Raw genomic sequence first — 19,609 nt, forward strand, 5'->3', positions numbered from 1 at the left:
TCGGCCAGGTTTCCTAAAATGGCCCCATGTTCGTCCACCTGCGCCTGCACACCGAATTCTCCGTCGTCGACGGCACCAACCGCATCGACGAGATCGTGAAGGCGGCGGCCGCGGATGCGCAGCCCGCCCTGGCCATCACCGACCTGAACAACATGTTCGGGGCGATCAAGTTCTACAAGGAAGGCCGCGGCAAGGGCGTCAAGCCCGTGGTCGGTTGCGAGCTGATGCTGCAGGGCCTCGGCCCCGACGCCCAGGCGGTCTCGCGCGCCATCGTGCTGGTCCAGAACCACCAGGGCTACCTGAACCTGTGCGAGATCCTCGCCCGTGCCTGGACCGTCAACGTGGTGCGCGCCCAGGCCGTGGCGAAGCTGGAATGGCTGCAGGAGCTCAATGCGGGCCTGATCCTGCTGTCCGGTGCGCAGGCCGGCGCCATCGGCCAGGCGCTGCTGCAGGGCGACGAGAGCCGCGCCGGGGAACTCGCGCTGCAGCTCGCCGGCATTTTCCCGCACCGCTTCTACCTGGAACTGCAGCGTGCCGGCCGCCCCGAGGACGAGCCGCACGTGGCCGCCGCCGTCCAACTGGCCGCCCGCCTGAAGCTGCCCGTGGTCGCCACGCACCCGGTGCAGTTCACGAAGGAAGACGACTACGAGGCGCACGAGGCGCGCGTCTGCATCTCGGAAGGCGAGATCCTCGGCAACCCGCGCCGGGTGCGCCGCTTCACGCGCGAGCAGTACTTCAAGACCCAGGCGCAGATGGAGGCGCTGTTCGAGGACATCCCCTCGGCGATCACCAACACGCTGGAGATCGCGCGCCGCTGCAACCTGGTGCTGGAACTGGGCAAGCCGCGGCTGCCCAACTTCCCCACGCCCAACGGCATGCCGATCGAGGAGTACTTCCGTTACGCCTCGCACGAGGGCCTGAACGAGCGCCTTGCGCATCTGTTCGCCGACGAGGCTGAGCGCGAGAAGCAGCGGCCGCGCTACGAGGAGCGGCTGGAGTTCGAGCTCGAGATCATCCTGAAGATGGGGTTCCCGGGCTACTTCCTGATCGTGGGCGACTTCATCAACTGGGCCAAGAACCATGGCTGCCCGGTCGGTCCGGGCCGCGGCTCCGGCGCCGGCTCGCTGGTCGCGTACGCGCTGAAGATCACCGACCTCGACCCGCTGCAGTACAGCCTGCTGTTCGAGCGCTTCCTGAACCCGGAACGCGTGTCGATGCCCGACTTCGACATCGACTTCTGCCAGGGCAACCGCGACCGCGTGATCGAGTACGTGAAGGAGAAGTACGGCCGCGACGCCGTGTCGCAGATCGCCACCTTCGGCACGATGGCCGCGCGCGCCGCGGTGCGCGACGTCGGCCGCGTGCTGGACATGAGCTACACCTTCTGCGACGGCATCAGCAAGCTGATCCCGAACAAGCCCGGCACGCACATCACGATCGCCGACGCGCTGGAGCAGGAGCCGATCCTCAAGGAACGCTACGAGCGCGAGGAGGAAGTGCGCACGCTGCTGGACCTGGCGCAGAAGCTCGAAGGCATGACGCGCAACGTCGGCATGCACGCCGGCGGCGTGCTGATCGCGCCCGGCAAGCTCACCGACTTCACGCCGCTGTACCAGCAGCCTGGCAGCGATTCCGCGGTGAGCCAGTACGACAAGGACGACGTGGAGGCCGCCGGCCTGGTCAAGTTCGACTTCCTGGGCCTCGCCACGCTCACCATCCTGGAACTGGCGCGCGAATTCATCGTGCGGCGCCATCCGAGCCGGCAGGACTTCAGCTTCGAGACCGTGCCGCTGGACGACGCGCGCACCTACAAGCTGTTCACCGACGGCAAGACCGAAGCCGTGTTCCAGTTCGAATCGCGCGGCATGCAGGGCATGTTGCGCGACGCCAAGCCGTCGCGGCTGGAAGACCTGATCGCGCTGAACGCGCTGTACCGCCCGGGCCCGATGGACCTGATCCCCAGCTTCGTGGCCCGCAAGCACGGGCGCGAGACGGTGGAGTACCCGCATCCCGCGGTGGCGGAGATGCTCAGCGAGACCTACGGCATCATGGTCTACCAGGAACAGGTGATGCAGACGGCGCAGATCCTGGGCGGCTATTCGCTCGGTGGCGCGGACCTGCTGCGCCGGGCCATGGGCAAGAAGAAGGCCGAGGAGATGGCCGTGCACCGGGAGCGGTTCCGCGAGGGCGCGAACAAGACGCACGGCATCCCCCAGGACAAGGCCGACGAGATCTTCGACCTGATGGAGAAGTTCGCGGGCTACGGCTTCAACAAGTCGCACGCCGCCGCGTACTCGCTGCTGGCGTACCACACGGGCTGGCTGAAGGTCCATTTCACGGCGGAGTTCTACTGCGCCAACATGACCATCGAAATGGACAACACCGACAAGCTGAAGGTGTTGCACGAGGACGCGGTCAAGAACTTCGGCATGACCTTCGAGCCACCGGACGTCAACCGCGGTGCCTGGCGCTTCGAGCCGATCTCGGACAAGGTGATCCGCTACGGCCTGGGCGCGATCAAGGGCACGGGCCAGTCGGCGATCGAGGCGATCGTGGCGGCGCGCGAGGAGGGCGGGGCTTTCAAGAGCCTGTACGACTTCTGCTGCCGTGTGGACCGCTCGCGCATCAACAAGCGCACGGTGGAAGCGCTGATCAAGGCCGGTGCCTTCGACTGTTTGACGCTCCATCGCGCCTCGCTGGTGGCGACCATCGACCGCGCGTACGAGTTCGCCGCGGCGCAGGAAGCCAACGCCAACCAGGGCGGCCTGTTCGACATGGGCGACACGCACGGCGCGAGTCACCAGGAGCCGGACCTGGTGGAGGCCACGCCCTGGGGCGTGAAGGAGCGCCTGTCGCAGGAAAAGACGGCGATCGGCTTCTACCTCTCGGGCCACCTGTTCGACGAAGTGGAGCGCGAGGTGCGCCGATTCTGCCGCCGCAGGATCGAGGAACTGGTGGACACGCGCGACATCCTGATGCTGGCGGGCATCGTGACGGACCTGCGCATCATCAACGGCCAGCGCGGCAAGCTGGCGCTGTTCAAGCTGGATGACAAGAGCGACACGATCGAGGCCGCCGCCGACGAATCGGTGTTCAACTCGCACAAGGCGTGGTTCAAGGACGACGAGCTGATCGTGGTGCAGGCCAAGCTGCAGCCCGATCGCTTCTCCGGCGGCTTCCGCCTGAACATCCAGCAGATCTGGGACCTGGCGACGGCGCGCTGCCGCTTCGGCAAGTACCTGAAGGTGGCCGTCAACGGCGCGGTGCCGGACATCCAGCGCCTGGTGCGCGACTTCCCGCCCAGGCGGGAGATGACGGAGCAGGGCGAACTGGTGCGCGGCTTGCCGGTGCGGCTGGAAGTGCTGCGCGAGCAGGCGCGGGCCGAGCTGCAACTGGGCGAACAGGCGAAGTTCTTCCCGACCGACGCCGCGCTCGCCAGCTGGATGGCCCAGGCCTACCAGGGCCAGGCGCAGGTGGTGTACGAGGGTTGAGAAACCGGAGAACCGAACGCAAAAGCCGCAAAAAAGATCGCAAAGGACGCAAAAAAGAGCATTGAAGGAAGACTTGTCTCCTTTCGCGGCTTTCGCGTAACCTTTGCGGCCTTTGCGTTCGGTTGTCCGTCTTCCGGTTCTCCCCCCTAAGCGGCTTCCGTCTCGATCGGCGCCGCGAGCGTGTAGCGGCCCTGGATGCGCGCGCGCTGCAGTTTGCGCACGCTGCCCGCGGGCACCGCGTCGTGGCGGTGCATCACGGTGAGGTTGTTCCACAGCACGATGTCGCCCGGCTGCCAGCGGTGGCACAGGCTCACCGCATCGGCCGTGCCATAGCTCCAGGCGATGTTCAATAGCCGCTCGGATTCGGCCTGCGGCACTTCCATGATCCGCGCATCCCGCCGCGTGCCCAGGAACAGCGAGTGCTCGCCTGTCTCCGGCTGCATGATCACCATGGGATGGGCGTGCGGCCCGTGCTGGATGGCGAGCCAGCGCAGGCGCGCCACCAGGTCCGGCGCGATCAGGCGCAGGGCGGCAGGCAGGCAGGCGAACCAGGTCGCGCCGCCGCTTTCCGGCGCCTTGCACGCGTGCAGCAGGCAGGCGAAGGCAGGGCGTTCGGCCCACGCGAGTTCGACGCCCCAGGACGATTCCGCGGCGCCCAGGTCCGGCAGCGGGTCGACCTGCCCGAAGCGCGCGGCGAAGGCCTCGAAGCCGGGACGGTCCAGGCCGTGGCCACGCAAGACCAGCAGGTGCTGCCGCTGCCACAAGGCATAGAGCTGGCGGAAACCCGCGGCATCGAGACCGGCGAGGGGGATGCCTTCCAGCAGGGCGCCAAAAGCGGGCGAGAGGGGTTCGTGGAGCATGCGTTTCCTCGGGGGCGCGTCGAGCTGCGCGCTTGGTGCCAGTGTTGGCGAGATCGGCGACCCTGCCAAGCACGGCGGCCCGCGGCGCGCCGGCCTTACGTATCCTTGCACGCGCCCCTGTCAGAAATGACAGGGCGCTCCGCGACCGGCTTTCAGAGGGAGGTCCGCCGCTTGCCCGGCCCGCACCCTGTCAGATCTGACAGTGCGCCGGCGCAACGCACGCAGCGCGTCAGCCCTTGGGCTTGAACTCGATGACGACCGGCGAGGGCACGCGGCCATCGACGTCGCGTGGCAGGACCTCGGTCTTGTCGAGGGCGCGCAGCACCGCATCGTCCCAGGCCTTGACGCCGCTGGACTTCTTCAGGCGGCGGCTCACGATCGTGCCGTCCGGGGCCAGGCGCACCTCGACTTCGGCTTCCGGGTTGCCGCTGACCGTGTCGGTGAAGACGATGTTGGGCCGCACGCGCGCGATGACGCGGCCGGCCCAGCCCGCCGACGGGCCCGAGGAATGGGCCGCGGTGCCGGTGGAAGAGGGCGCGCCGGTGCCGGCCATGCCCTGCATGCGCCGCATGTTCTCCTCGCGCAGCTGCGCGAGCCGCTTGACCTCGCGCGCTTCCTTCGCCTCCTGCTCCTTGCGCTTCTTCTCTTCTTCCTTGCGCTTGGCTTCGGCGACCAGGCGCGCCTGCTCGCGCGCCTGCTCCTTCTTCTTCGCGAGTTCCTCCTCGTGCTTCTTCTTCGCCTCGAGCTTGCGCTTCTCCTCGCGTTCGCGCTGCAGTTCCTCCTGCCGCTCGCGTTCGAGCTCGCGCTTCTTCTCCCGCTCCAGCGCGATCTGCGCGTCGCGCTGCACCTGCGGGTCGGGCGCCGGTGGCGCACGGACGACCGGCGGCGGTGCCGGCACCGGAGCGGGGGCCGGCGGCGGAGGAGGTGGCGGAGGCGGAGCGGGCGGCGCCGCTTCCTGCGGCACGGCGGCCCAGAGCTCGGCCTCCACGGCCACGTTCTGGCTTTCGCGCTGCCACTTCAGGCCGTGCGTGAGGCCGGCCACCAGCAGCGCGTGCGCGAGCACCGCCAGCGCGAAGCCGCGCCACATCGCATCCTGCTTGGGCGGCGCGAATTCGAGGCGATCGGCGGCGGTGTCCATGGCTTGCCTAGCGCGCGACCTGCACCGACAGGCCCACCCGCTGGACACCCGCGCGCTGCAGCGTGTCCATCACCTTCACCACGGTTTCGTACTTCACGTTGCGGTCGGCGCTGATCACGACGGCGACGCTGCCGGGCGGCTGCCCGGACTGCGCCTGCAGCACCGCGGGCGCGATGTCCTTGAGCACCATGGACTGGGTCTTGTCGCCGCTTTTCAGCTGCAGGGCCTCGTCCTTGCCGACCAGCACCTGCACGACCTGGTCCGGCTGGCGTGCGGCCTTGCCGACGGTGGGCAGGTCGATCAGGCTGGGCGTGATCAGCGGTGCGGTCACCATGAAGATGATCAGCAGCACCAGCATGACGTCGATGAACGGGACCATGTTGATCTCGTTCATCGAGCGGCGACCGCGGCCGCGATGGGCGACGGACGCCATCAGTGCCTTCCCGATGACGGAATGACTCCGCACATGGCGAAGCCGTCATCGACGCCGCAGGCGAGGTCATGCGCGAAGCGCGTCATCATCAATGCCCCGACGCGGACTGCGCGCCCAGGTTGCGCTGCAGGATGTTGGAGAACTCCTCGATGAAGGTCTCCAGCTTGATCGCGACGCGGTCGATGTCGCGGGCGAAGCGGTTGTACGCGACGACGGCGGGGATCGCGGCGAACAGGCCCAGCGCGGTTGCGACCAGCGCCTCGGCGATGCCGGGCGCGACCGTGGCGAGCGTGACCTGCTGCAGCGCGCCCAGCCCGGTGAAGGCATGCATGATGCCCCACACCGTGCCGAACAGGCCGACATAGGGCGACACGGAAGCCACGGAGCCCAGGAAGGACAGGTGCGTCTCGACCACGTCGAGTTCGCGCTGGAAGCTGGCCCGCATCGCGCGCCGCGCGCCGTCCAGCAGCGTGGCGGCATCGCTGATGTGGCGCTCGCGCAGCTTCTGGTATTCGCGCATGCCGGAGGCGAAGATGCGTTCCATGGGCCCGGCCAGCTTGGCGTTCTGCGCCGCCGCCGAGAACAGGTCGTTCAGGCTGGTGCCGGACCAGAAATCGCGCTCGAATTCGTCGTTCTTGCTGTTCACGCTGCGCAGCGCGAACAGCTTGCCGAAGATGGCGGCCCAGCTCGTGACGGAGACGATCAGCAGCAACAGCATCACCAGCTGCACGACGAGGCTGGCGCCGAGCACGAGTTGGAGGATCGACAGGTCTTGGTTCATTCGCGGTTGAGGATTGCCAGGAGGGCGGGCGGGATGCGGCCGGGCCGCAATGTCTTGTCGTCGACCCAGCCGATGCGGATCGTGCCTTCGGCCAGCAGCGTGTCGTCGCGCCGCGCCTGCTGCCCGATTATCAGAGACGCTTTGCCAACGCTCTTCAACTCGGCCGTAACAAGAAGTTCGTCATCGAGCCTGGACGGCGCCAGGTAACGCACGGAAGTTTCGCCCACGATGAAGATGCCGCCCGCGCTCGCGCGCAGCGCGCCTTGCGAGATGCCCAGCGAACGCAGCCACTCGGTGCGGGCGCGCTCGAAGAACTTGAGGTAATTGGCGTAGAACACGATGCCGCCCGCATCGGTATCTTCCCAGTAGACGCGGACCGGCCAGGCAAAGACCTGGTGGGCGCTCATTCGAGCAGGCCCTTCAGCCGGGCCGCCGCTTCCTGCAGCTGCGCCATCGAATTGGCAGTGGAAAAGCGGATGAAGCGCCCGGTGTCCGCATGGCCGAAGTCGCGGCCCGGCGTCACGGCGACGTGGGCCCGGCGCATCACCTCGAAGGCGAAGTCCCAGCTGCCCTGCACGCCGAGGTGCCGCGCGGCCGCCTCACAGTCGGCCCACGCGTAGAAGGCGCCATCGGGCACCACCGGAACGGCCAGCCCCATCGCCTGCAGCTGCGGGATGAACCAGTCGCGGCGGGCCCGGAACTCGGCGCGCCGGCGCTCGTATTCGGCCAGGCTCTCGGGCTCGAAGCAGGCCAGCGCCGCGTGCTGCGCCACGGTGCTGGGGCAGATGAACAGGTTCTGCGCCAGGCGTTCGAGCGGCGCGACCAGCACCTCCGGCACCACCAGCCAGCCGAGGCGCCAGCCGGTCATGTTGAAGTACTTGGAGAAGCTGTTGATGCTGATCACCTGGTCGTCGAGCGCCAGGGCCGTGTGGCCGAAGGTGTCGTCGTGCGACAGGCCCAGGTAGATCTCGTCCAGCAGCGTGATGCCGCCCTGGGCCTTCACGAAGCCGTGGATGCGGCGCAGTTCGTCGGGATGGATCGAGGTGCCGGTGGGGTTCGACGGCGATGCGAGCAGCACGCCGCGGGTGCGCGGACCCCAGTGCTCTTCGACCTTGGCGGCGCTGAGCTGGTAGCGCTCGGCCGCCGTGGTGGGGATCAGCACCGCGTCGCCTTCGGCGGCGCTCACGAAGTGCCGGTTGCACGGATAGCTCGGATCCGGCATCAGGATCTCGTCGCCGGCCTCGATCAGCGCCAGGCAGGCCAGTTGCAAGGCCGCGGAGGCGCCCGCCGTCACCACGATGCGGCTGGCCGGCACGGTCACGCCGAAGCGCGTGCGGTACCAGCCGCTGATGCGCTCGCGCAGCGCGTGCAGGCCGGTGGCGTCGGTGTACTGCGTGCGGCCGTCGCGGATCGCCCTTTCCGCCGCTTCCTGCACCAGCGGCGGCGCGGTGAAGTCCGGTTCGCCGATGTTCAGGAAGATCATGGGGCTCGCGCTGCGCGCCACTTCGCGCGCGAGCTGCGAGGCGGCCTTGGCCACCTCCATCACGTAGAACGGTTCGATGCGCTCGGCGCGCTTCGAAATCCTCATGGCCTCGCCTTGCCGGTGGCGCGGTCCGCTTCCACTTCCAGCGAACGCAGCTGCGGCGCGAGTCCGTTGAGCACGCCGTTGACGTACTTGTGGCCGTCGGTGCCGCCGAACTCCTTGGCCAGTTCGATGCATTCGTTGAGCACGACGCGCCAGGGCACGTCGGGCGCATGCAGGAACTCGTAGGTGCCGATCCACATCACCGCATGCTCGATGGGCGAGATCTCCTCCAGCCGGCGATCGAGCAGGGGCAGGATCAGCGCGTCGAGCTGGGCGGCCTCGCGGATGCAGCCGTGCAGCAGGGCGTCGTAGTGCACCGCGTCGGCCTTGTGGAAGCCGGAGAGGCCGCGGGTGAACTGGTCGATCGACTCGGCGTCCTGCTTGCCCACCAGGTGCTGGTAGAGCGCCTGCACCGCGAATTCGCGGGCGCGGCTGCGCGGCGGCTTGGTCGACGTCTTGCGAGCGGGCGTGGCGGTCATCCGAGCTCGTCCACCAGATTGGCCATCTCGATGGCGACCAGCGCCGCGTCGCGGCCCTTCTCGACCTGCCGCGCGAGCGCCTGTTCCATGTTCTCGGTGGTGAGGATCGCGTTGGCGACCGGCAGCTGGTAGTCCAGCGCCACGCGCGTCACGCCGGCGGCCGATTCGTTCGACACCAGCTCGAAGTGGTAGGTCTCGCCGCGGATCACGCAGCCCAGCGCCACCAGGGCGTCGTAGCCGCCCTTCTCGGCCATGGCCTGCAGGGCGATCGGCACCTCCAGGGCACCGGGGACCAGCACGTGGTCGATGTTCTTCTCCTGCACGCCGCGCGCGATCAGTTCGTTGCGGCAGGCCTTCGCCAGCGCGTCGGTCACGCCCTGGTTGAAGCGCGCCTGCACGATGCCGATGACCAGTTCCTTGCCGTCCAGCCGGTCGGCCGTGCCCTTGTCTGCACCAAACATGGAAACCCTCGAAAAACGTTTCAGTCGGGGCGGTGGATGTAGCCCGCCACTTCCAGGCCGTAGCCGGCCATGCTGGGCATGCGCCGCGGCGTGCCCATGAGGTTCATGCGCTGCACGCCCAGCTCGCGCAGGATCTGCGCGCCCACGCCGTAGGTCCGCAGGTCCATGCGCCCGCGCTCGGGCGCATGGGAGGCCTTGGCCGTGCCTTCGAACTGCGCCAGCAGCTGCTCCGCCGTCTCGCCGCAATTGAGCAGCACCGCCACGCCGTGGCCGGTGGCCGCGATGTGCGTGAGGCTCTGGTCCAGGCTCCACGAATGCATCGGCCGCTGGATCTCCAGCGCGTCGAGCACGGAGAGCGGCTCGTGCACCCGCACCGGCACTTCCTGACCGGGCTGCCACGCGCCTTTCACCAGCGCGAGGTGCAGGCCCTGGCTGGGCTTGTCGCGCCACGCATGGGCGACGAAGTCGCCGAAGGCGGTGGTGATGGGGCGCTCGCCGATCTTGTGCACCAGCGATTCGTTGCGGCTGCGGTAGTGGATCAGGTCGGCGATGGTGCCGATCTTCAGGCCGTGTTCGGCGGCGAACAGCTGCAGGTCCGGCAGGCGGGCCATGGTGCCGTCGTCCTTCATGATCTCGCAGATCACCGCGGCGGGCGTGAGCCCCGCGATGGCGGCGAGGTCGCAGCCGGCTTCGGTATGGCCGGCGCGCATCAGCACGCCGCCGTCGACGGCCTGCAGCGGGAAGATGTGGCCCGGCTGCACCAGGTCGGCGGCCCGGGCGCCGCGCGCGACCGCCGCCTGCACGGTGCGGGCGCGATCCGCCGCGGAAATGCCGGTGGTGACGCCCTCGGCCGCCTCGATGGAGACGGTGAAGGCCGTGCCCATCTTCGTGCCGTTGCGCGCCACCATGGGCGGCAGTTGCAGCCGCTCGCAGCGATCGCGCGTGAGCGTGAGGCACACGAGCCCGCGGCCGAAGCGCGCCATGAAATTGATCGCGTCGGGCGAGACATGCTCGGCCGCCAGCACGAGGTCGCCCTCGTTCTCGCGGTCCTCCTCGTCGACGAGGATCACCATGCGGCCGGCCTTGATCTCGGCGACGATCTCCTCGACGCTGGAGATGGCGACGGGAGCAACGGGAGTGCGGGCGTTCATTGCGGCACCTTTCCGGCGCCCAGCATGCGTTCGACGTAGCGGGCGATCAGGTCGATTTCGAGATTGACGCGCGCGCCGGCCTTGACGGCATGCAGCGCCGTGTTTTCGACGGTGTGCGGGATCAGGTTGATGCTCAGCTCGGTGCCGTCGGCGCGGTCCTCGATCGTGTTGACCGTGAGGCTCACGCCGTTGACGGTGATCGAGCCCTTGTAGGCGAGGTACTTGCCGAGCGCCTGCGGCGCGAGGATGCGCAGCTCCCAGCTTTCGCCCACCGGCGCCATCTTCGTGACCGCGCCGACGCCGTCGACGTGGCCCGAGACGAGGTGGCCGCCCAGGCGGTCCTGCGGGCGCAGCGCCTTTTCCAGGTTCACCGGGCCGGGTTGCGCGAGGCCGGCGGTCTTGTCCAGCGATTCGGCGGAAATCTCGATCGTGAAGTGGCCGGCGTTGGCGTCCAGCGAGGTCACCGTCATGCAGGCGCCGTTGAGCGCGATGCTGTCGCCCAGCCCCACATCGTCCAGGTAGCCTGCCGGCGCGGTGATGGTCAGCCGCTTGCCGTGCTGCTGCGAAGATCCGAGGTCGTCGATGGCGGCGATACGCCCGACGCCGGTGATGATGCCGGTGAACATCCCTGCATTGTGACAGGCCTAGAAGTCCCGCCCGGCGACGCGGGCCAGGACCCGCAGGTCGGCGCCGACGCGCTCGATCCCGCCGAACTCCAGCGCCACGCCTTGTGCGAGGTCTTCCAGCGGCCCGATATTGACCATGCCGCGCCCGGGGCCCAGGAGCTTGGGCGCCAGGTAGACCAGGAACTCGTCGACCAGCGCTTCGCGCAGCAGCGAGCCGTTGAGCTTGAAGCCGGCTTCGACGTGCAGTTCGTTGACGCCGCGCCCGGCCAGGTCCTTCAGCAGCGCGGCCAGGTCCACCTTGCCGCCGGCGCCGGCCAGTTGGCTCACGTGCGCGCTGCGTGCTTCCAGCGCGGTCTGGGCGTCGGGCTTCGCCTCGGCGGCGTAGATCCACACCGGTCGCCCCGCCACCGAGAAGAGGGCGGCGGCGGGCGGCGTCTGCAGCCGGCTGTCCACCACCACCAGCGGCGGCTGCTTGCCCACCGGGGCGAGCCGCACGTCGAGGCGAGGGTCGTCGTCCAGCACCGTGCCGATGCCGGTGAGCAGGGCGCCGGCGCGGGCGCGCCAGGCGTGGCCGTCGGCGCGGGCCGCCTCGCCGGTGATCCACTGGCTGCGGCCGTTGGCCAGGGCCGTCTGGCCGTCCAGGGAGGCGGCGATCTTCATGCGCACCCAGGGCCGGCCGCGGACCATGCGGCTGAAGAAGCCGATGTTCAGCTCGCGCGATTCACGCGCACCGGGCCCGACCTCCACCGCCACCCCGGCCGCCCGCAGCCGCGCGAAGCCCTGGCCGGCCACCAGCGGATTGGGGTCGGCGAGCGAGGCGACCACGCGGGCGATCCCGGCGGCCGCCAGCGCCTCGCAGCACGGGCCGGTGCGGCCATGGTGGGAGCAGGGTTCGAGCGTGACCCAGGCGGTGGCGCCGCGCACGTCCGCGCCGCGCGCCGCCGCATCGCGCAGCGCCATGATTTCCGCGTGGGCCTGGCCGGCCGGCTGGGTGTGGCCGGTGCCGAGGACGCGCGCCCCGTCGGCCGAGACGATCACGCAGCCGACGCGGGGGTTGGGCTCGGACAGGCCGATGGCCCGCGCCGCGAGGGCGAGGGCCTGGGCCATGAAGTCGGTGGACACGGAAAGGAAAAGGGCGGGTTGTTCGCCCGCCCTTCTACCATCAATCGCCGTTCAGCTCGCGCCAGGAGATGCGGCGCGGCGGGCCACCGGTCGGGTCGTAGGGCAGTTCCTCGGTGAGGGTGCGGCCCAGGTCGGTGTGCGTCCCTTCCTCGTTGGTCTCGCCACCGCCGCCTTCGCCGCCGCCGTTGGGGTCGCCGCCCGGGTTCGTTCCGCCGAACGGCGAGTCGCCGCCGGACAGGCGGATCACGCCCTCCACGGTGCCGTTCTGCGTCTTCACCACCGACGGCCGCGTCGCGACGCAGGTGCACAGTTCCTCGCCGGCGACGTTCTTGGTGCCCGCCACCGCGCTGCCGGTCTGGTAGTTGAGGTAGTAGAGGAAGCTCTTGGCGTCGACCAGGCTGCTGTCGCCGCTGCAGCCGACGACGACGCCGGTGCTGGGCGGTTGCGGCTTGATCGTGGTGAACACCAGCGTCCCGAGCGCCAGCGTCGCATCCGTCACCGAGCGTTCGCCGGGGATCGCGAAGTCGATGAACCAGCCGTTCTTGACGCTCCAGTCCACCGGGTTCGACGTGACCGTGCGGACCACCTGGCCCGGCGTGCAGATCGAGGTCGGGGCGCCCTGCGGGCACTCGCCGACCGTCAGCGTCTGCTGGACGAAGTTGCTGCCGCCGGAGCGGGGCGTCGGCAGCCGGACGGCGTCGAGCTTGTCCTTGATCGCGTACATCGTTTGCGTCCGCGTGTCGGTCAGGTCGTTGGTGCCGAGGTAGCGGCCCGTGCCCACGATCACCAGGGGCTTGTCACCGATCAGGGCCAGTTCCGGCTTGGACGTGATCGGCTGCCCGTTGCCGCTCGGGTCCTGCAACTGCACCAGCTGGTGCGCCTCCACGCCCGGCGCGCCGACGGAGTCGTTCACGTCGAAGCGCCACACGTTGCCCAGCATGTCGCCGCCGTAGATCTCCTCCGTGGTGTTGTTGCTGGCCGGGTTGGTGGCAAAGCCCTCCAGCTTGGCCAGCCCGCTCGGGTTGTTCGCGCTCCCCGTGCCCGTGCTGATGGTCGTGAGCAGCGCACCGGTGGAAGCATTCAGCACGAACAGCCGGCCGACCCCGTCGTCGTTGTTGTAGCCGGACGCCAGGATCACCACCCAGGTGCCGTTGCGCAGCTTCGTGATCCGCGCGTTGCTGTAGCTGTAGCCGAGGCCCGCGTTGTTCTTGAACTCCCACAGCAGCCGGGGGCTGGCCGGGTTCGTGATGTCGAGCGCGTAGTACGCCTTGCCGCCCTGGTTCAGCCCGCCCACGAGGACGGTGCGCCATTCGCCGGCCGCGCAGGCCTGCGACGGGGCACTCGGGCAGATGTCGCCCACTTCGGGCGTGCCGTCGACGAAGTAGCGGTGCTTGTTGGCGTAGTCGGTGTCGGCGAGGCGGTAGATCTCCGGCAGCACCGTGGAGGGGATGAAGCCCCAGCGTTCCCGGCCGGTGAGGGCGTCGAAGGCGTGCAGCATGCCGTCGTTGGCCGCCACGTAGACGGTGGGTGCGCGGCTCGCCATGGCGGCCTTGAACGCCGCGAAGCCCGGGTCCAGGTAGTCCTGCAGCGGCTGCTTCACGTACCGCGCTTCGGCCGACACGATGTCCCCCAGGACGTGGGCGCGCTGCCGGTAGTAGGTGCCTTCGAACGTGCGGTCGCCGCGCAGGAAGTTCACCAGGTTCTCGCCGGCCCCGCTGGTCTGCGCGGCGTCCGTCATGCACGTGGCGCCGTTGGTGCAGAACTGCGTCAGGCCCTGGCTGGTGGACACGTACGTGATCGCCGCGCGCGAGAAGTAGCCCTGTTGCGTGCCGTTCAGCGTGGCCCAGGTGAAGGGGACCAGCGCCGGAGCGCCGGAGACCGTCCCCGCCGTGTAGATGGTGCGCGTGACCGGCGTGCCCTGCAGCGTCACGATGTTCTGGCCGTCGTTGCCGCCGGCGGAACCGTCGAAGGCGCCGCCGGACGTGTAGTCGGTACGCACGGCATAGCAGACGCCGCCCTGCTGGAAGGCATCGTTGAGCTTGTAGGCGTGGTTCGCCTGCCAGGCGGTCGTGGCGCAATCGAGCAACTGCATCGCGGACCATTGCTGCCGCGAGAGGGATCCGTCCTCCCGGAACCTCTGCATGATCAGCTCGCCGAACCAGTCGATGGACTTGTAGGAGGAACTGAACACGAAGTTGTCGCTGCTCGTGATGTTCGGGTTCGAGCTCGCGGCGGCCGCGGCCGTGCCCGGACGGGGCGGGTTGTTGATCTGCGAGAGCACGCCGCTGAGGGCGTCGGCCAGCGAGATGGGGTCCGCCGCGCTGAAGTACGTTCCGTGCCCGTTGACGGCCGCGTGCCACAGGTCGTCGATGTTGGCACTCGAGTCCGGGGCCGGAGCCGGCCAGGTGCAGGTGGTGCCGACCGTCATCCAGGGGCAGATGCCGCTGGCGGGGTTGGCGATGCTGCCGTTGGAGACGGCGAAGAAGTCACCCGAGACCTGGCTCCAGTAATCCGGCTGGAACACCCTCTGGCCCGAGCGGTCGTTCTGGAAGTTGGAATAGACCATCTGGCCCTGCGCACCGAGGCCGAGGGTGTGGGTGGTCATGTGCTGCTTGTCGCTGCTGTCGCGGCCGAAGGGCTTCACGTTGTTGGTGCACAGGTCGCTCGCCGTGGTGGCCGGCGGCACGATGGGTCCGGTGCAGGTGCCGGTGCGGTCGACGCCGGTGTTGATGTCCGGGTCGCGCAGGTCATGGGTGTAGTAGTAGGCGGCAATGTCCGCCAGCGTGTTGGCGGTGCCGCCGTTGGACGTCAGCTGGCACTCCCTGGCGGTGCCCACCGTGAAGATGGTCGGGCCGGTGCTCGGGGCCACCGCCGTGCAGGAGCCCACGTTCGACCAGGAACTCCACGCGGAGTACGAGCAGGCCGTGGTGCGGCCCAGCGCGTCCGGCGTGGTGGTCGCCGTGCAACTGGTCACGTTGCTGAGGGTGCCCGGCGTGGTGCCGCAGTTGCGGTACACCGTGGTGTTGGTGAAGTTGTTCGCCGAATAGGCCGGGGCGCAGGTCTGGGTGGCTGCGGACGCGGCGAAGCTGTACTGGCATTGCGTCGTCTGGCCCTGGCCGTTGGGCACCGTCGTGGGCGTGCAGGACGCCGCATTGGTGAAGGAACTCCTCACCGCGTAGCGGCACGAGCGGGCTTGGGCTACGCTGTAGTTGTTGGGGCCGGGCGACGGGGCCACCGTGCTGCACGAGGTGGCGTCGCCCCAGGTCCCGTCCACGTAGAGGCAGACGGTCGTCGCACCGCCGCTGGTGCCTGTGCTGCAGGAGCTCACGGGGCTCGGGGTGCCGGTGACGGTGCGACATTCGCGGCGCGACTTGCTGCTGTTGTCCGGCGTACAGCTGCTGACGTTGCTCCAGCCCGTCCAGGTGTCCCCGCGGTCGTCCGAGGTGCGGGTCTGCAACTGATCGATCCGCTTATTCAACTGCGAGGTCATGGTCTGCAGCTGCGAGATCTGGCGCTGCAAGGTCCCCAGTTCCGCCATCTGCGTGCTGACGCGCTGCTGCAACTGGCTGCTGCGCGCCTGGTTCTGCGCCTGCGCGCCGTCGTTGTACGGACGCGGCAGCGGCCCGTCCTGGTTGTCCATGTCGCTCGAGCCGTCCAGCTTCACGCCGCCGCCGCTGTTCCAGAAGCCGTCGGTGGTCAGGATGGTGTAGTTGCGCTGGCAGGAGAACTGCAGCGGGTCGGTGACGCGCGTGCCGTTCAGCGAGCTGCCGTTCAGCACGCCGGCGTACAGGCGACCGGCCGTGGACAGCGCCGTGCGCAGGGGCGTGCTGTTGTTCGGCCGCGCCGCGAACAGCTTGGAGTACCAGGTGAATTTCTGGCCGCCGGCGAAGTCGTCGATGTTGACGAAGTCGCTGCCGGTATTGTTGTTGATGCTCAGGTAGCCGATGCGATAGCGGCTCCTCAGCGCGATGCTGTCCGCGTCGGTGTCGAGGGCGGAGAAGGCGCGCGAGGTCGCCGTCTTCATCATCTGCATCCGCGTCCGGTAGTAGGCCCACCAGTTCGCGTAGTTCGTCATCTCCTCCGCGTAGGAGCAGGTGTTGTCGATGCGGCTGGTGCAATCCGTGCGGCCGACCGCCTTGGTGCTGCTGCCCGGGTACGGATAGCTGTCGTTCGAGCGCGTGATGACGGTCAGGATGTTCTCGCCGGGCACGGGGTTCGTGCTGCGGCCCGTGCCGTTGCTCCAGTCCGGCGGCGGCACGTTGACGCGTCCGAAGGCCGTGGTCGAGATCGTGACCGTTCCCGTCTTGAGGAGCACGGGCGAGGCGCTGGTGGTGCCCGGTGCGTACAGCCGGATCCCGCCGTTGCCGGCATTCACCGCGAAGTAGCCGAGGACCGTGCAGTTGCCCGTCCGGGCGAGCGTGCAGGCGTTGATCCTGCTCACCACGCTGGCCGCCACGTCCGTGCTGGTGCTGCTGCTGGTGCTGGACGCGGAGAGGATTTCCTGGGAATCGACCCGGATGCTGGTGATGACTGCGCTGGAGGAGTTGGAGAAATCGATCGTCGCCAGGCGCGGCGCCGGGATGCGCGGCCGGTTGAAGGTGGACGACTGCAGGCCTCGGCAGGTGGTCAGGGTGTTGCTGTTGCACCAGCGCAGCGGAGCGGCGTACTGGAAGTTGCCGGTGGGCACGGCCGACGTCGTGCAGTTGGTCATGGCCGGCGAATCGCAGTATTCGCCGGCGATGACCGTGTAGAAGAATGCGCGCGCCTCGAGGTCGGTGCGGGGCCGCTGGCTGTTGGTATCCCGCTGGATGGTGTAGCCGTCGTACACCACCGACTTCCAGTTGGGCATGCTGGAAGAGGTGTTCGCACCCGTATCGGACGACGTGCCGACCATGCCCGGGTAGCTCGTGACGTCCCGGGCGCCCGCGTTCGTGTAGTGCACCGGCGGCTGGTAGCGCACCGCCGGGTTGTAGGCCACCCCGTTGAAGGCCGGATTCCGGAACAGGTACGAGGGCAGGCCCATCGCATCGCCGTTCGACATCGTGGTGGGATGCAGCGGCAGGAGCGTGTTGCTCGCATAGTTGCCGGGCCGGTCGTTGGCCCAGTCGGGAAGGTAGTCCCAGTCCATGCTGCCGGAGTCGTCCAGCACCATCAGGATGTTCGGCTTGATGTCGACGACCGAACCCACGGCGAAGGTGGGCAGCGGCATCGGCGACAGCTCGGTCGGGTCGGCCAGCAGCGCGCAGGATGCGGTGACGCCCAGCCCGAAGGCGAGGCCGCGGACCAGCACGCCGCGCACGGGCCGGCCCGCCTTCGCCGCGGCGGCGGTGTTACATCGCAACATAGGATTGAACATAGCTTTCCGTCCTCCTGGGACCCGAGACGCGCACGGTGATGCGGTAGTACACGGCCGTGGCGGCCTTGAGCGCGATGCCCCCCAGTCCATGCGATCCGCCCGTCGATTCCGAGAGGATCGCGGGCGAGGAGATGCATTCGCCGCCCGAGCCTGGCGGCTGGGCGAAGGCGCACTGGCGGTGCACGACGTAATAGATGTGGTTCTTGAACTGGTCCTCGCCGGCATCGAAGGAGGCGGGCCCGAGGCTCGTCTGCCAGAAGTCCTGCCAGCTCTGGGTACCGGTCGGCTTGCTGTTTTCGAGCGTGGCGAAGTAGCCGTTGCTCGGATCGCTGCTGTCGAGCGTGCCGTCGATCGCCTTCTGCCGCAGCATCGCGAGGGCCTGCTCCACCCCCTTGTCGGATGCGTGCGTCGCCGACTGCTGGAAAGCCAGGTTGCCGGCCACGAGGGTCGCGGTGTCGACGGAACGGATCATCGCGATGCCGGCGATCGTCAGCGCCACCAGCACCACGAGCGCCACGATCAGGACGATGCCGCGCTGGCCGGCGCGTGCGACGCGCGAAGATGGGATTCGACGCTTCAACATCCTGGGGGCACCCTCATCCAGACCGTGTTGCGCGAGGGCGCAACGCTTTCGAACGTCTTGTACCGGTAGCACTGCCAGTCGGCCGCGGCGCTCAGGTCGATCGGCGCCGGCGAGGTTCCGATGCTCCCGGACCACACGCGCGGCGTCGCCGTCACCGGATCGCACTCGCGCTGTTTCGTCGTGGCGTTGAGCCGCGACTCGTACTGGTTGCTGCGGGTGACCAGCACGAAGCGCACCGCTGGCGCGCGCGCCCACTGGCAGGCGTCCACCGGAGTGCTCTGGTCCCACAGGTCGATGGCGTCGCGCGTCCCGGCGGCGGCGGTGTCGTGCCCGTACTGCGCGCGCAGGCTCACGATGTTGGCGCCGACGGCCGTCCAGTTCGCCGCGTTGTTGGTGCGGCAATCCGCCAGCAGGAAGTCGCACGAGGTGAGCGAACCGTTGCGGATGGCGTAGGCGACGATCCGCGGGTTGCGCCCGAGGTTGTAGAGCGTGGTCGCCGTGGCGTTGAGGGAGTTGACGCTGACCGTGAAGCCTACGACCCCCGTCACGCGCGCCAGTGTGACGGTGCCGGCGCAGGGCGTCGGCGCAGCCACCACATAGTCGTCCTGCGCGTAGGCGGCGGCGGCGCGGACCGTGTACGCGGAGCCGGCGGTGGCCACGATTTCCTGGCCTTCCGGTTGCCCGCTGTCGTTGCCGTACACGACCAGAACGCGATCGGTGTTGGGGTCGCCGGCGGGCACCAGGGCCGTCGGGGGATTGATCACGACCGGCGCGAGCGGCACGACCGCTCCGGTGGGCACCTGCAGGTTGCAGCCGACCAGGCTGGAAGCGCTGATGCCGTAGCCCGCCTGCACGAGGTCGCGCCGCAGCAGGTGCATCATCACCGCCCCGCTGCTCAGGGCGTCGTTGCCGGCGGTGCTGGTGCGCGTGCGCTGGTCGGAGGTGACCAGCACTTCCATCATGATGACCGTCCCGATCATCGCGATGGCCAAGCCCACCAGGATTTCCACCAGGGTGAAACCTGCCAGCCGCCGGGGCTGGCGGCGTTGCGCGTGCGCACGGTGCAAGGGGTTCATTCGCTGATCTGGGCCTCGACGTCGTAGCGGTGCGGGGCCGAGCCCTCGTCCTGGGGTGCGCGCCAGAAGATGGAAATGGTGACGATGCCCTGGCCGTTGACGCTGACGTCCGGCCGGGTCGTCGAGGAGGTGATGGTCACGCCGGGCAGGGTGTTGGCCACGGTGGCCATCCACTCGATGTACCCCGGGCAGGCCGACGAGGTGCAGGTGTTGTACCGGGTCTGGAGATTGGTGACCGCGCGGTTGTCCGCCCACATCTTGCCGATCAGCTGGTCGGCGAGTTGCGCGGCTTCGGCCCGGTAGCTCGCATCGGTGGACTGCTTCACCGCGCTGGCCTGCAGGCCGACCAGGCCGAGGATGCCCACCGTGAAGATCAGGATCGCGATCAGCGCCTCGAGCAGCATGATCCCTCGCTGCGCGTGGCGGCGGCGCCTGGGGGAAGGCGGGGTTCGGTTCAGGCGCATTCC

Annotated in this window: 16 protein-coding genes; 1 reads left to right on the top strand and 15 read right to left on the bottom strand. The window is 68.8% G+C overall.

The features are described from left to right. Nucleotides 1-26: 26 nt before the first annotated feature. Nucleotides 27-3,491 carry a DNA polymerase III subunit alpha gene (gene dnaE / locus JI746_RS12255; RefSeq protein ID WP_201689804.1) on the top strand — a complete coding sequence of 1,155 codons (3,465 nt, stop codon included), beginning with the start codon at nucleotides 27-29 and terminating at the stop codon, nucleotides 3,489-3,491. Nucleotides 3,492-3,637: 146 nt separating this feature from the next. Here the strand turns inward: dnaE and JI746_RS12260 are convergent, their stop codons facing one another. The 15 genes from JI746_RS12260 to pilV all read right to left on the bottom strand — a co-directional run bounded on the left by JI746_RS12260 (nucleotide 3,638) and on the right by pilV (nucleotide 19,606). After that, nucleotides 3,638-4,351 carry a TauD/TfdA dioxygenase family protein gene (locus JI746_RS12260; RefSeq protein ID WP_201689806.1) on the bottom strand — a complete coding sequence of 238 codons (714 nt, stop codon included), beginning with the start codon at nucleotides 4,349-4,351 and terminating at the stop codon, nucleotides 3,638-3,640. A 229-nt stretch (nucleotides 4,352-4,580) separates the two neighbouring features. Then, nucleotides 4,581-5,489 (bottom strand): cell envelope integrity protein TolA, encoded by a 909-nt coding sequence (gene tolA / locus JI746_RS12265; protein ID WP_201689808.1) that lies wholly within the window; start codon nucleotides 5,487-5,489, stop codon nucleotides 4,581-4,583. Nucleotides 5,490-5,496: 7 nt separating this feature from the next. Beyond that, on the bottom strand, nucleotides 5,497-5,922 hold the full coding sequence (locus tag JI746_RS12270) for a biopolymer transporter ExbD (protein WP_201689810.1): 426 nt from the start codon (nucleotides 5,920-5,922) through the stop codon (nucleotides 5,497-5,499). Between the two features lie 88 nt (nucleotides 5,923-6,010). Beyond that, on the bottom strand, nucleotides 6,011-6,703 hold the full coding sequence (tolQ, locus tag JI746_RS12275) for a protein TolQ (RefSeq protein ID WP_201689812.1): 693 nt from the start codon (nucleotides 6,701-6,703) through the stop codon (nucleotides 6,011-6,013). Next, entirely contained in the window at nucleotides 6,700-7,110 is a 411-nt protein-coding gene (ybgC, locus tag JI746_RS12280) for a tol-pal system-associated acyl-CoA thioesterase (RefSeq protein WP_201689813.1), read from the bottom strand. Before ybgC ends, tolQ begins: the two co-directional genes overlap by 4 nt. Continuing rightward, complete coding sequence (locus tag JI746_RS12285) at nucleotides 7,107-8,291, bottom strand: pyridoxal phosphate-dependent aminotransferase (protein ID WP_201689814.1); 1,185 nt, start codon at nucleotides 8,289-8,291, stop codon at nucleotides 7,107-7,109. The genes ybgC and JI746_RS12285 overlap by 4 nt, the downstream gene beginning before the upstream one ends. After that, a complete protein-coding gene (gene nusB, locus JI746_RS12290; RefSeq protein WP_201689815.1) occupies nucleotides 8,288-8,767 on the bottom strand; it encodes a transcription antitermination factor NusB in 480 nt (159 codons plus the stop codon). The genes JI746_RS12285 and nusB overlap by 4 nt, the downstream gene beginning before the upstream one ends. Then, complete coding sequence (ribH, locus tag JI746_RS12295) at nucleotides 8,764-9,228, bottom strand: 6,7-dimethyl-8-ribityllumazine synthase (protein ID WP_201689816.1); 465 nt, start codon at nucleotides 9,226-9,228, stop codon at nucleotides 8,764-8,766. The genes nusB and ribH overlap by 4 nt, the downstream gene beginning before the upstream one ends. A 20-nt stretch (nucleotides 9,229-9,248) precedes the next feature. After that, nucleotides 9,249-10,379, bottom strand: coding sequence for a bifunctional 3,4-dihydroxy-2-butanone-4-phosphate synthase/GTP cyclohydrolase II (gene ribBA, locus JI746_RS12300; protein WP_201689817.1), 1,131 nt, complete (start codon nucleotides 10,377-10,379; stop codon nucleotides 9,249-9,251). Then, nucleotides 10,376-11,005: a riboflavin synthase gene (locus tag JI746_RS12305; protein ID WP_201689818.1), complete on the bottom strand. Its 630-nt coding sequence runs from the start codon at nucleotides 11,003-11,005 to the stop codon at nucleotides 10,376-10,378. Before JI746_RS12305 ends, ribBA begins: the two co-directional genes overlap by 4 nt. 18 nt (nucleotides 11,006-11,023) lie before the next feature. Further along, nucleotides 11,024-12,112 (bottom strand): bifunctional diaminohydroxyphosphoribosylaminopyrimidine deaminase/5-amino-6-(5-phosphoribosylamino)uracil reductase RibD, encoded by a 1,089-nt coding sequence (ribD, locus tag JI746_RS12310; protein ID WP_201689820.1) that lies wholly within the window; start codon nucleotides 12,110-12,112, stop codon nucleotides 11,024-11,026. 55 nt (nucleotides 12,113-12,167) lie between these two features. Further along, entirely contained in the window at nucleotides 12,168-17,471 is a 5,304-nt protein-coding gene (locus JI746_RS12315; RefSeq protein WP_201689821.1) for a PilC/PilY family type IV pilus protein, read from the bottom strand. Next, nucleotides 17,458-18,066 (bottom strand): pilus assembly PilX family protein, encoded by a 609-nt coding sequence (locus JI746_RS12320; RefSeq protein ID WP_201689822.1) that lies wholly within the window; start codon nucleotides 18,064-18,066, stop codon nucleotides 17,458-17,460. The genes JI746_RS12315 and JI746_RS12320 overlap by 14 nt, the downstream gene beginning before the upstream one ends. Further along, a complete protein-coding gene (locus tag JI746_RS12325; protein WP_201690017.1) occupies nucleotides 18,060-19,142 on the bottom strand; it encodes a PilW family protein in 1,083 nt (360 codons plus the stop codon). The genes JI746_RS12320 and JI746_RS12325 overlap by 7 nt, the downstream gene beginning before the upstream one ends. Beyond that, on the bottom strand, nucleotides 19,139-19,606 hold the full coding sequence (gene pilV, locus JI746_RS12330) for a type IV pilus modification protein PilV (RefSeq protein WP_201689823.1): 468 nt from the start codon (nucleotides 19,604-19,606) through the stop codon (nucleotides 19,139-19,141). Before pilV ends, JI746_RS12325 begins: the two co-directional genes overlap by 4 nt. Nucleotides 19,607-19,609 lie beyond the last annotated feature (3 nt).

The organism is Ramlibacter alkalitolerans (assembly GCF_016722765.1).
GTDB lineage: Bacteria > Pseudomonadota > Gammaproteobacteria > Burkholderiales > Burkholderiaceae_C > Ramlibacter > Ramlibacter alkalitolerans.